The sequence below is a fragment of the Flavobacterium columnare genome, from assembly GCF_014844295.1.
Classification (GTDB): Bacteria; Bacteroidota; Bacteroidia; order Flavobacteriales; family Flavobacteriaceae; genus Flavobacterium; species Flavobacterium columnare.
In genome coordinates this window covers 199472-212286 of record NZ_CP054494.1, presented here as the reverse complement: position 1 = coordinate 212286, position 12815 = coordinate 199472, and the positions used below count along the sequence as shown (strand labels likewise).

The window sequence follows — 12815 nt, the reverse complement described above, 5'->3', positions numbered from 1 at the left end:
AACTAATAAAACCATAAGCTCTTTTAACATGGTGCTTAGTGCTTCGTATTTAGTGCTTTGTACCATTAACCAAGTACTAAATATATTATGAACTTAAAAAAAATAAATCAAAATCTTCAAAAAGCCCTAATAGAAAATGATCTTATAGAGGCAAATGAAGTACAATTAGATTGTTGGGGAACTTTAAAAGGGGGGGCTGATGCTATTGTGATAATGAATGAAGGAGAAGGTAAATCATCTACTATAGCTTATACAGTTATTCAAAAGTTAGAAAAACCCATAGGCGAATCTACACGAGCATTGATTATTGTTAAAGACAAAGAGTCTGTTTTGCAAATGTTAGAGTATTTTGCAAAATTTGGAAAATATACAAATCTTAGGGTTATTGGAGTTAACGATAAGACGGATATAGACGAAGAAAAGAATACTATTTCGGCAGGAATGGATGTTTTAATAGGTACCCCCCATAAAATTAATGCTATGTTTTCGGGGGCTGGATTTAATATGAATACCATTAAAATTTTTGTTGTTGATGATGCAGATGTTATTTTTAAACAACGTTTGGATCCTATAGTTCAACGTTTGTCCTTGAGTGTGGAAAAAACACAACGCCTGTTCTTTACTACCGAATTAACAGAACGGGTTGAAATTTTAGCAGATAAGACAATGATTGAACCGTATCTTTTTGGATTAGAAGATGAAGAAGATGAGTATAATGAAGAATAATTTGATCATAAATTAAAATAAGCATCTGTTTTGATGCTTATTTTTTTATTCTAAATTTTAATATCGGATAATTTTTTTTTAATTTTAAACGATATTAATAAGTTTATGGTATGTGGGATATAGATTTGTCATATAGAAAAGAATTTCAATCAACTTTTGAAAGATTGTATGAAAAAAAGGAAATATTGGTAAAAGCCAGACCATTACCTAAAATGGCCATTGAAAAAATTAAAGAATCGCTTTCGATCGAATGGACTTATAATTCTAATAGTATTGAAGGAAATACTTTAACTTTAAGAGAAACACAAATGGTACTCCAAGAAGGAATTACAATAAAAGGAGTTTCACTTAGAGAACATTTTGAAGCAAAGAATCACGAAAAAGCAATAGATTATTTGTATGAAATAGTAAATGAAGAATATATTTTTAGGAGTATAGATATGCTTACCTTACACGGGTATGTTTTAAGATCTATAGAAGATGATTTTGCAGGACGTTTACGTAACGGAGGTGTTCGTATATCAGGTGCTAATTTTATTCCTCCTAATGCTAATAAAGTCTCATATTTAATAGATGAGTTAGTAGAATTTGTTAATAAAAATCCATTAATTTTAAATGACATAGAATTAGCTGCCATATTTCATCATAAATTTGTTTGGATACACCCATTTTTTGATGGTAATGGGCGAACGGTTCGTTTATGTATGAATTTATTATTAATGCGAAGAGGTTTTCCTCCAGCTATTATTTTAAAAAATGACAGGAAGAAATATTATGAAGCCCTAAATCAAGCTAATAAAGGAAACTATCAAAAGCTTGTCTTATTGATGTGTCAAGCTTTAGAGCGTACATTAAATATTTATTTAACCGTATTACCTAATAATGATAATCAATATGAGTCAATAGCTAATATTGTTAATGAGCCATCGTCATTATATGGATTTAGTCAAGAATATGTTAGTTTATTAGCCAGACAAGGAAAAATAGATGCTCATAAAGAAGGTAAAACTTGGTTTACGACTAGAAAAGCTCTCGAAGAATATATTGAAAACAGAAAGCGTAAAAGAACTTTAAGGTGATAGATGTGACGATGTTTGTTTGGGGATTTATTATAAAATCTCTTGTTTTTTTAGGAAATATTCTGTTTTATGAATAACTTGGGCTAAAAATGTAATAAATATTTAAAAAATGCAAAAGTATAGAGTAGTTCTGGTAGGCTTTTTCTTATTTAAAGGAATGTGCTTTTATGGGCAAAATACAAAAGGACTGGTATCAGAGCAAGCAATGGTTGTATCCGCAAGGGAAGAAGCTTCTAAAATTGGTGTTCAAGTATTAAAGAAAGGAGGGAATGCTTTTGATGCTATGGTGGCAACTGAATTAGCATTGGCTGTCTGTTATCCGCAAGCTGGAAATATTGGTGGAGGCGGATTTATGGTATATAGAAAAGCTGATGGTGCTATTGGAAGTCTTGATTATCGAGAAAGAGCTCCAGCCGCAGCGCATTCAGAAATGTTTTTGGACAAGGATAAGAATGTAATAGAAGGATTGAGTACGGCTTCTGGCAAGGCTATAGGTGTGCCAGGAACAATAGCAGGGGTGTTAGAAGTGCATAAAAAAATGGGTTCTTTACCGCTAAAAGAAATTTTTAAACCCGTTATAGAATTAGCTGAAAAGGGATTTGTTGTTACAAAAAAAAATGAGGCTACATTTGCTTATTATAGGAACGACTTTATAAATGCAAATGGAGCTCAAAGTTTGTTTTCTAAACTCTATAAGGTTGGAGATACCATTAAACAAATACGGTTAGCTACAACCTTAAAAAGGATTCTTAAAAACGGAAAAAAAGAGTTTTATGAAGGAGAAACGGCTAAAAAAATAGTCGATTTTGTTAAAAAAAGAGGAGGTATAATTTCATTAGAAGATTTAAAAGAATATACTCCAATTTGGAGAAAACCAATAGTTTTTAAATATAAAGATTATAATTTAATAACGATGGCTCCTCCAAGCAGTGGAGGGATTACGTTATCGCAAATTCTTAAAATGATAGAACCTTATTCGTTAAGAGAATTTGGTTTTAATTCAGATAAAACAATTCAACTAATTGTAGAGGCAGAACGAAGAGCGTATGCAGATCGTAATTATTTTTTAGGAGACCCTGATTTTGTAAAGATTCCTCAAGATGAATTATCCAATGAAAATTATTTAAAAGAAAGGATGAGTACGTTTTCTTTTGATAAAGCGACTCCTTCAGCTGAAATAAAACACGGAGCAGTTCATTTTTCTAAAGAAAGTACTGAAACAACTCATTATTCTATAGTGGATCCTTTTGGTAATGCAATTGCTACGACTACAACATTAAATGATGATTTTGGAAGTAAGCACTATTCCGATGAATTAGGTTTCTTTCTTAATAACGAAATGGACGATTTTAGCATAAAATCAGGAGTGGCCAATTTGTACGGACTTGTAGGGGCTAAAGCTAATGAAATTCAACCTAAAAAAAGAATGTTGAGTTCTATGACACCTACAATAGTAGAGAAGGAAGGTAAATTATTCATGGTTTTGGGTACGCCAGGAGGATCAACAATTATTACTTCTGTATTGCAAACTTTTTTGAATGTTACAGAATTTGGAATGAATATGCAAGAAGCTGTAGACGCACCTCGTTTTCATCATCAATGGCTGCCCGATGAGGTAGTTTTTGAACCTAATAAATTTTCAGAACATTTGATTAATAATCTAATAGCGAAAGGTTATATAATTAATGAAAAGCAAAATAAGATCATAGGAAAAGTAGATGCAATATTAGTTCAGCCTGAAGGGAAATTAGAAGGAGGGGCAGATTATAGAGGAGATGATAAAGCTGTGGGGTTTTAGCAGAAAATAAATATGAGTTTGGTTATCGTCTTTTCTGGAAATGAAATAAGTGCCTTGGCTATAAAGGCAGAATTAGAAATAAATGGAATTTTGGTAATTTTAAAAAATGAAATTCAAGCTACGGCTATGGCTGGATTTTGGAGTCCTTATTCGGGTGTTGATGTTCTAGTGAATAAAAAAGATGTAATGCAAGCAAAATTATTAGTGGAAAAAATCATTAATTTTTAATTTTCTCATTTTCAAATTATTTAATTTAGCCATTAATTTTATCTTTGCACCTTCAAAAATTTAAGGAACCCCTTAAACTTTTAAACTTCAATTATGATTACAGTAAACGATATTGCCGTAGAGTTTGGCGGAACCACGCTTTTTAGCGATGTGACTTTTGCAATTAATGAAAATGATAAAATTGCCTTAATGGGCAAAAATGGAGCTGGAAAATCCACTTTGTTAAAAATCGTTGCAGGTGAAAACAAGCCTACACGTGGTAGTATTTCAGCACCTAGTGATGCTGTAATTGCATATTTGCCTCAGCATTTGTTATTAAATGATGACAGTACAGTAATGGAAGAAACTTCCAAGGCTTTTGCTTCCGTTTTAGGAATGAAAGCGGAGATAGATGAAATTAACGAGCAGTTAACTATTCGTACAGATTATGAAAGTGACGAATATATGAAGTTAATTGAACGTGTTTCAGAGCTTTCTGAAAAATATTATTCTATAGAAGAAGTTAATTACGAAGCAGAAGTTGAAAAAGTATTAAAAGGACTAGGTTTTGTTCGTGAAGATTTTACCCGTAAAACTTCTGAATTTTCTGGTGGATGGCGTATGCGTATTGAGTTGGCTAAAATTTTATTAAAAAAACCAGACTTAATATTGTTAGACGAACCTACCAACCACTTGGATATGGAAAGTATTCAATGGTTAGAGGATTTCTTAGTTACTCAGGCCAAAGCAGTAATGGTTATTTCCCATGACCGTGCTTTTGTAGATAGCATTACTAACCGTACCATTGAAGTAACGATGGGTAGAATTTATGATTATAAAGCAAAATATTCAGATTATTTAGTTTTACGTCAAGATAGAAGAATACAACAACAAAAAGCGTATGATGAACAACAAAAATTTATTGCTGAAAATCAGGCTTTTATAGAGCGTTTTAGAGGAACTTTTTCAAAGACAGAACAAGTGCAATCTCGTGTACGTATGTTAGAAAAATTAGTTTTAGTAGAAGTAGATGAAGTTGATACATCTGCTTTAAAGCTAAAATTTCCACCGTCGCCACGTTCAGGACAATATCCGGTTGTTGTGGAAGAACTTACAAAAAAATATGATGACCATGTAGTGTTTAATAATGCTAATATGGTAATTGAGCGAGGTCAAAAGGTCGCGTTTGTAGGGAAAAATGGAGAGGGAAAATCAACAATGATTAAAGCTATTATGAAAGAAATTAATCATGATAGTGGTAAATTAGAAATAGGACATAATGTACAAGTAGGATATTTTGCTCAAAATCAAGCCGCATTATTAGATGGCGATTTGACCATTTTTGAAACTATAGACCGAATTGCAGAAGGAGATATTCGTACCCAAATTAAAAATATTTTAGGAGCCTTTATGTTTAAAGGAGACGATATTCAAAAGAAAGTAAAAGTCCTTTCGGGGGGTGAAAAAACACGTTTAGCTATGATTAAACTATTGTTAGAACCCGTAAATGTATTGATTCTAGATGAGCCTACGAACCACTTAGACATGAAAACGAAAGACATCATCAAAGAAGCTTTAAAAGATTTTGATGGTACATTAATTTTAGTATCTCATGATCGTGATTTTCTAGATGGTTTAGTAACTAAAGTATTTGAATTTGGAAATAAAAGAGTTCGAGAACATTTTGAAGATATTAAAGGTTTCTTGGCTTTCAAGAAAATGGAAAATCTAAAGGAAATCGAGAAATAAAATGATTACATACTTAAAAGAGGCTTTTTTCAATTTTAGAAAGAGCCTCTTTTTTTATGTGAAAAATCAATTCTATTCTAAATAAAATAGGTATATATAAAATATAACCATTTTATTTTTAAATATTTAGGTTACTATTTGTAAGAAAATGTTAAATATCTTGTCGCTTTTTTAACCCAGATTACCATTATAAGTATATTATAGATAAAAATGACTTTGAATTAAAAAAAAATACTCTCAATATATATAATAAAGCTACAACTGTTGTAAAAAAGCCGTGTATTTCTACCTTCTTTGTTCTTTTAATCTTTATTTTAAAGGCTAACATATAATTTGGGTTTAAAAAAAAGGATTATAATTTGGCACTTTTAATGAGTCGAATAAATTCCGTTTTATAACCTTCCAAATCGTTATGTATACCTTTGTTAGCAAGAGCTATAATGTCTTCTGTTTGTTTGTTTTCAATATATTTAGAGTCTCTTAATTTCATGCCAAACCAGGCTACAGAGGAAGCAAATTTAAAATCAGGACTAGAAATCATCAAAGGTTTGCTTGAATTAGAAACAGTTTGAATCATCTCTATACTTTTTTCACCATCAGGCCTTTTGTATCGAAATTTTACGGTAGCCAATTCTTTTGAAATTAAATTTTGAGAACCTTCTTTCGATGTGTATTTTAATTGGGTAGGAGAGTAAGAACTTTCAACGCCTGTAGGGATAATTTCATATAGAGCAGTTACGGTATGCCCGCTTCCTAATTCGCCTGCATCAATAGCATCATTTTTAAAATCCTCATCATTTAATTTTCTATTTTCATATCCTATTAATCGGTAAGACTGTATTTGATTTGGGTTAAATTCAATTTGAATCTTAACATCTTTAGCTATAGTAAACATAGAACCGTTGAATTCTTTGCCTAAAAAACGAGTAGCTTCCTGCATATTGTCTATATAAGCATAGTTTCCGTTTCCTTTATTAGCAAGGGTTTCCATTTTACTATCTTTATAATTTCCCATGCCGTATCCTAGACAGGTTAAGAAGATGCCTGTTTTACGTTTTCTTTCTATTAAGAGTTCCATTTCTTTGTCTGTTGAAGCCCCTACATTAAAGTCGCCATCAGTTGCTAAAACAATTCTATTATTGCCTTCTTTAATAAAGTTTTCTTCGGCAATTTTATAGGCTAATTCTATTCCTTCTCCTCCAGCTGTACTTCCTCCAGCCGTTAGTTCATCAAGAGCATTCATTATTTTATTTTTTTCATTTCCAGAAGTAGGAGGTAGTATCATTCCTGCCGCTCCTGCATATACAACCATTGAAACTTTATCTTGAGGACGTAATTCTTTTACCAGTATTTTCATGGATTCTTTTAGTAAAGGGAGTTTGTTTTCTTCTTCCATAGAGCCTGATACATCAATAAGAAAAACAATGTTAGAAGGAGGAAGATTGTTTTTGTCCATCTTTTTACCTTGAAGACCAATTTTTAATAATTTATGGTTGGAGTTCCAAGGACATTCGCTGTACTCTGTATTGATAGAAAAAGGGTGATTATCTTTAGGTTGAGGGTAAGTGTATGAAAAGTAATTAATCATTTCTTCTAGACGTACCGCATCTTTTGGAATTTCTTGACCGTTATTGATAAAACGACGAATATTGGTGTAAGAAGCATTATCAACATCAATGGAAAAAGTAGATAAGGGTTTTACGCTTGGGTTTTCAAATTTATTTTCTTCTATTTCAGCATAACTTTCTTCGTTTTTATTTTCTGGAATTTCTATCTCTGGATTGTTTATCATTAGGTCGCTAATTTCGGCTTCGCTGGCTACTTCTTCGGTCATCATGTCAGGAGATTGTTTGCAAGCGGTGAAAGATAATACGAATATAGATAGTATTAAAAATGTTTTTTTCATAGAGATAATTGTTTTTTGTTAGTTTATAACAAATTATGTGCCTTATTTTTTGTTATTATGTTAAAAAAGGTATAAAAACAATAGGATAATTTCTGAAGAGATTTTTTTAAATAAATAATAACTGAATAAAAAACTATTAAACTTATAAATTCTGTTTTGTAGTTTTGAGTATTGTAAAAAATGCTTTTTGAAATGAATTATAGGGATAGGCGGATATGAATTTTATAAAAAGTAGGAGTTGTAATTACGATTCAATATTATCATTGTAATTGCCATTGAATGAATTATCTTTGCAAACTATGAAGCTTTCAACTTATACTCGCGAATTCAAAGAAAACATTAAATTGGCTTATCCTATTGTCTTGGGGATGTTAGGTCATACTTTAGTTTCTATTGTAGATAATATAATGGTGGGCAAACTAGGAGCAAAAGAGTTAGCAGCAGTTTCTCTTGCAAATAGTTTCGTATTTATTGGAATGTCATTAGGGTTAGGTTTTTCAACAGCCATAACCCCTTTAGTGGCAGAAGCAGATGGTGAAAATAGTTTGATTAAAGGACGTAGTGTTTTTCATCACGGATTGGTACTTTGTACAGGTTTAGGAATTGCTTTGTTTGGAATTATATACTTTGCAAAACCTTTAATTATATATATGGGGCAACCCCAAGAAGTAGTTGAATTAGCTAAACCTTTTTTAGATTTGGTTGCATTTTCATTAATACCATTGATTGTTTTTCAGGGATATAAACAATTTGCTGATGGTAAAAGTGAAACGAAATATGGCATGTGGGCTAACCTGCTTTGTAATGTAATACATTTGATTTTAAATATTGTACTAATTTATGGTGTTTGGATTTTTCCCAAAATGGGAATGCTAGGAGCAGCAGTAGGAACTGTTTTATCTCGGATTGTAATGGTAGTTTATATTCATTTTGCTTTAAAGTCAAAGAAAAAGTTTAAACCCTATTTTCAAGAATTCAACGTTAAGAATATCGGGAAAACAATGACTCAAAAAATAGTTGATTTAGGGTTGCCTTCTGCTTTGCAAATGTTTTTTGAAGTAGCTTTGTTTACAGGAGCCATTTGGTTATGTGGTAGTATTGGTACCACTAGTCAGGCTGCTAATCAAATAGCGTTAACTTTGGCTACTTTTACTTTTATGTTTGTTTCAGGACTAGGTGTTGCAGGAATGGTACGTATAGGCAATCAAAAAGGAATACAGGATTATAAAAAGTTGCAAATCATTGCACGTTCTATTTTTTTATTAGCTGTTTTTATTCAAGGTGTTTTTGCACTTGTTTTTGTATTGACAAACAATTGGTTACCAGAAATTTTTATAGATTCTGAAAATACATTAACTTTAAAAGATAATGGAGAAGTAGTAAGTATAGCGTCTAATTTGATTTTAATAGCAGCTGTTTTTCAAATTTTTGATGGAATACAAGTAACGGTGCTTGGCGCGTTACGAGGGATTCAGGATGTAAAAATACCCATGTATCTTACATTTGTCGCGTATTGGGTTATAGGTTTTCCTATATCTATCTATTTAGGACTATTCACTTCTTTGAAAGCTATTGGTGTATGGATAGGTTTGTTGTCAGGACTGATTGCTGCGGCATTACTCCTTTATTATAGATTTGAAAAATTATCCAAACGTATGATTCTTTTGAATCATACAACTTAAATACTAAAAATTATTATAAAATGACATTACCAAAATTTGTTTTAGCAGATAATTCTGATTTTCCAGATGATATTTTTATCATTCACTTAGAATTTCCTCGTTTTCTAATCAACTTAAAAGATGATTCTGTAGAATTTATAGAAGAATTAGATGATGAAGATGAAACAGAAATAGCAAGAGAAATGGAGCATTTAATTATCCTAGCAGGTGAGTTCTATGATCGCGAAATGGAGCGTTATGAAGAATAATAAGAAATAAGTTTATTGTATGTAAGAAGGCTGTCTAAAAAGGAAAAGTCAGATGGTTAGTTTGTCGCTTCTACGAAACAGAAATTAGATTACCAATATAATATAGTTTCTCCTGTTGGTAGGAATAACATCATACGATCTTTTTAGAGAGCCTCGTTAGTTTTTAAGTCCTATAAACAAGGGACAGACGTAAGCCCCCAGAATAGAAAATATATTTTCAAAAAGTAAGACAAAAGAGAGTAAATAAAACAATAAAATAGTTTGATATGAATGAACACCCAATTTTTGCAGAGCATCCTTGGTTAATTGCCACATTTGCAATTGTAATATTGTTTATGTTGTTACTAGACTTAGGAATCTTTAATAAAAAGAGCCATGAGGTATCTAGTAAAGAGGCTGTAACTTGGTCATTTGTTTGGATAGCCTTAGCAATGGGATTTAGTGGGCTAGTATATCATTTTGCAGGAGCAATTAAATTCTACGAATTTCAATCTGCATATTGGATAGAAAAAGCACTTTCAGTAGATAATCTGTTCGTGTTTATTATGGTTTTTAAATTTTTTGATGTAGCCAATCAAAATAAACACAAAGTTTTATTTTGGGGAGTTATTGGTGCATTGGTTTTAAGAGCAATATTTATATTTTCAGGAGCCTTTTTAATAGAGTTAACTTATTTGAATAAAATTTTAGGGCTTATAGGGGTGCAAGGGCTTAAATACGATATTAATCTAGTAATGACACTTTTTGGCGTGTTTTTAGTGTATGCGGGTGTTAAATCCTGGTTTGCCAATGAAGAGGATGAAAATCAAGATTATAATGATACCAAGGGAGCACGCTTAGTTCGTCAGTTTTTTAACGTTAGTGATGATTATGATGGAAATAATTTTTTTACAATTGAAAATGGTAAGAAAATAGCAACGCCTTTATTAGTTGTAGTAGCAGTCATAGAATTTACAGATTTATTGTTTGCTGTTGATTCTATTCCAGCAATTTTTGCCATTTCCAGAGATCCATTTATTTTATATACCTCTAATATTTTTGCAATATTAGGACTGAGGGCTTTATTCTTTTTATTAGATAACTTTATTTATTTATTTCATAAACTTCCGTATGGTTTGGCTATTATTTTAAGTTTTATAGGAATTAAGATGATTATAGCTCCTTTTTATCATGTAGATTCGGTAGTGTCGCTTATTATAATAGGTGTTGTGTTGGTTCTATCTGTACTTTTGTCTATCATTTTTCCTGAACCTAAAGAATAAGACTTCTAAATAGCAATTGTTGAATTGAAAGATATTAGAAAAAGGGGGCAAAAAATCTTGAACCCCTTTTTTATTTATTGTTGAAATAATTGTCTAATAATTTTTGTGCAGAAATAAAAGGGGAACTCTGGTTGTTTCGTACGGCTATTTTTTCAGTTTCTAAAAGAGATAAAGTTGTAGGATGATTGAAAAAATGATTTTTCAGTTGTTCATTTATAGTTTCTAAAAGCCAGTATTGATTTTGGTTATTTCTTTTGTTTTCAAAATAACCATTTTCTTTGGTTAGTGTAATGTATTCTTCTATGGTTTGCCATATAGAATCAACTCCTTTTTTTTCTAATGCGCTACAGGTTGTAACTTTAGGAATCCAGCCTGAATTTTTTTCAGGAAATAGGTGCAGTGCTCTGGTGTACTCTGTTTTGGCTAGTTTGGCTTTTGTAGTATTATCTCCATCGGCTTTATTAATTACTAACAAATCAGCCATTTCCATAATGCCTCTTTTTATGCCTTGTAATTCGTCTCCAGCTCCAGCTAAATTTAATAATAAGAAAAAATCAGTCATGCTATGCACAGCGGTTTCACTTTGACCTACACCAACCGTTTCAACAAGTATTGCGTTAAAGCCACAAGCTTCGCATAGGATGATACTTTCTCGTGTTTTTCTAGCTACACCGCCCAAACTCTCACCAGAAGCACTAGGACGAATATAAGCATACTCATCTTTTACGAGTTCTTCCATACGGGTTTTGTCGCCTAAAATGCTTCCATGGCTAATACTAGAACTCGGGTCGACAGCTAGTACAGCTACTTTTTTTCCTAATGCTGTTAAGAGTTTTCCAAAAGCTTCTATAAAAGTGCTTTTTCCGACTCCTGGTACACCTGTAATACCTATTCGGATAGAATTATTGCTGTAGGGAAGGCAATTTTGAACAATGATATTGGCTTTTTCTTGGTGTTCTATATTTGTGCTTTCAACCAATGTAATGGCTCGGCTAAGTGCTGTTTTATCCCCTTTTAGAATACTTTCTGTAAGTGACTCTGTGTTAAGAGCTGCTTTCCTGTGCTTTTTAATCTGGTTGATTGCTCTTTGATTGATACTTTCAGGTTGTTCGATGCCTTCGTTTTCTTTTAAAGCTGATTTTTTTCTGTAAGCATTCAATGGATTTCGTTTTTTAGTAAAGGTAATTATTTTTTTAATAGTAATAATAAATCTTAAAGGGTAGGATTGTAAAAATATTAGTTAATTTGTTTATTTTGTTGGAACTGAAATATATTTCGCTATGAGTGATAAAAGGATAGATATAGATTGTCAATCAATTGAACAACTTCTTAGGTTGAAACCATTTGAACAAAGAATTGTTAAAAAGAGTTTCGAAGTAGGAGATTATTTAGTTTCTCAGGGGGATTCTTTTTTGTATTTACCTATTGTTAAATCAGGAGTTGTTAGACTAGATTGTACTTCTATTGTAAAGGATGTATTGTTGGATTATGTAGTGGCAGGAGAGGTTTGTATGGTAAGTTTTTCGCATTATAACGCAATGGATAAGTTATTGTTTGCAGCTCAAGCTTTAACTAGGGTAGAGGCTTGGTTATTGCCAAGAGATATAATTAGTGAACTGTTAGAAAAAGATAGAGACTTTGTAGGTTCTCTTTTAAATAGGTTGTCTTTTGAATTTCAGCACATACTTCAATTGTATATAGGTTTGCAAAACGATGACTTAGAAAAAAGATTAGAAAGATATTTGCAAAAATACAGTCGTAAATTAGAGTTAAATGGTGTTAAACTCACTCATCAACAAATAGCTATTGATCTAGGAGTTAGTAGAGAAAGTGTTTCACGAATAATGTCTAAAAAAGGGAACTTGTGATTTAGATCACAAGATGTTTTAGATTGCAAAAGTATTTTTGTTTAAAAATATTTTATGGATACTTTAATACCTAATAACTCTTTGATTACGGCTACGCCTGAAGAAGGTAGACAATTAGCGGTAAAAATGGCTAGATTAATCATTAAGCACACACAACCTGATGCGTCAGTGCGCGAAAAATTACGACCAATTTATGCTGAAGATCCTGCTATGCTTATAGCTATTGGTCAGACAATAGCTATAGAATTTGCTACTATAGCAAAAGCAAATAATTATTGGAAAAAATAAGC

12 protein-coding genes are annotated in these 12815 nt (G+C 31.6%); 10 read left to right on the top strand and 2 right to left on the bottom strand.

The genetic code is table 11. The annotated features are described in order from the left end of the window. Nucleotides 1-87 precede the first annotated feature (87 nt). The 5 genes from HUE53_RS00920 to HUE53_RS00900 all read left to right on the top strand — a co-directional run bounded on the left by HUE53_RS00920 (nucleotide 88) and on the right by HUE53_RS00900 (nucleotide 5559). On the top strand, nucleotides 88-726 hold the full coding sequence (locus HUE53_RS00920) for a DEAD/DEAH box helicase (protein WP_065213245.1): 639 nt from the start codon (nucleotides 88-90) through the stop codon (nucleotides 724-726). A gap of 110 nt (nucleotides 727-836) precedes the next feature. Next, nucleotides 837-1805: a Fic family protein gene (locus HUE53_RS00915; RefSeq protein ID WP_014166456.1), complete on the top strand. Its 969-nt coding sequence runs from the start codon at nucleotides 837-839 to the stop codon at nucleotides 1803-1805. A gap of 109 nt (nucleotides 1806-1914) precedes the next feature. Then, on the top strand, nucleotides 1915-3603 hold the full coding sequence (gene ggt, locus HUE53_RS00910; RefSeq protein WP_065213246.1) for a gamma-glutamyltransferase: 1689 nt from the start codon (nucleotides 1915-1917) through the stop codon (nucleotides 3601-3603). A gap of 12 nt (nucleotides 3604-3615) precedes the next feature. Next, nucleotides 3616-3831, top strand: a complete 216-nt coding sequence (locus tag HUE53_RS00905; protein ID WP_014165368.1) for a putative signal transducing protein — start codon at nucleotides 3616-3618, stop codon at nucleotides 3829-3831. A gap of 93 nt (nucleotides 3832-3924) precedes the next feature. After that, nucleotides 3925-5559, top strand: coding sequence for an ABC-F family ATP-binding cassette domain-containing protein (locus HUE53_RS00900; protein WP_014165367.1), 1635 nt, complete (start codon nucleotides 3925-3927; stop codon nucleotides 5557-5559). A 352-nt stretch (nucleotides 5560-5911) separates the two neighbouring features. Here HUE53_RS00900 and HUE53_RS00895 read toward each other — a convergent pair whose 3' ends face one another. After that, nucleotides 5912-7465, bottom strand: coding sequence for a vWA domain-containing protein (locus HUE53_RS00895; RefSeq protein ID WP_041253208.1), 1554 nt, complete (start codon nucleotides 7463-7465; stop codon nucleotides 5912-5914). A gap of 299 nt (nucleotides 7466-7764) precedes the next feature. Here HUE53_RS00895 and HUE53_RS00890 point away from each other — a divergent pair, with 299 nt between their 5' ends. The 3 genes from HUE53_RS00890 to HUE53_RS00880 all read left to right on the top strand — a co-directional run bounded on the left by HUE53_RS00890 (nucleotide 7765) and on the right by HUE53_RS00880 (nucleotide 10657). After that, on the top strand, nucleotides 7765-9147 hold the full coding sequence (locus tag HUE53_RS00890) for an MATE family efflux transporter (RefSeq protein WP_014165364.1): 1383 nt from the start codon (nucleotides 7765-7767) through the stop codon (nucleotides 9145-9147). 20 nt (nucleotides 9148-9167) lie between these two features. Next, nucleotides 9168-9395 carry a hypothetical protein gene (locus tag HUE53_RS00885; RefSeq protein ID WP_014165363.1) on the top strand — a complete coding sequence of 76 codons (228 nt, stop codon included), beginning with the start codon at nucleotides 9168-9170 and terminating at the stop codon, nucleotides 9393-9395. A gap of 266 nt (nucleotides 9396-9661) precedes the next feature. Then, nucleotides 9662-10657: a TerC family protein gene (locus HUE53_RS00880; RefSeq protein ID WP_065213247.1), complete on the top strand. Its 996-nt coding sequence runs from the start codon at nucleotides 9662-9664 to the stop codon at nucleotides 10655-10657. A 70-nt stretch (nucleotides 10658-10727) separates the two neighbouring features. On the opposite strand, the gene meaB is transcribed toward HUE53_RS00880, so the two are convergent. Continuing rightward, on the bottom strand, nucleotides 10728-11816 hold the full coding sequence (meaB, locus tag HUE53_RS00875; RefSeq protein WP_014165361.1) for a methylmalonyl Co-A mutase-associated GTPase MeaB: 1089 nt from the start codon (nucleotides 11814-11816) through the stop codon (nucleotides 10728-10730). Nucleotides 11817-11937: 121 nt separating this feature from the next. Between meaB and HUE53_RS00870 the strand changes: the two genes are divergently transcribed. Both HUE53_RS00870 and HUE53_RS00865 read left to right on the top strand, forming a co-directional pair. Further along, entirely contained in the window at nucleotides 11938-12525 is a 588-nt protein-coding gene (locus HUE53_RS00870) for a Crp/Fnr family transcriptional regulator (RefSeq protein ID WP_014165360.1), read from the top strand. Between the two features lie 54 nt (nucleotides 12526-12579). Next, nucleotides 12580-12813, top strand: a complete 234-nt coding sequence (locus HUE53_RS00865) for a hexameric tyrosine-coordinated heme protein (RefSeq protein WP_192188605.1) — start codon at nucleotides 12580-12582, stop codon at nucleotides 12811-12813. Nucleotides 12814-12815: the final 2 nt, after the last annotated feature.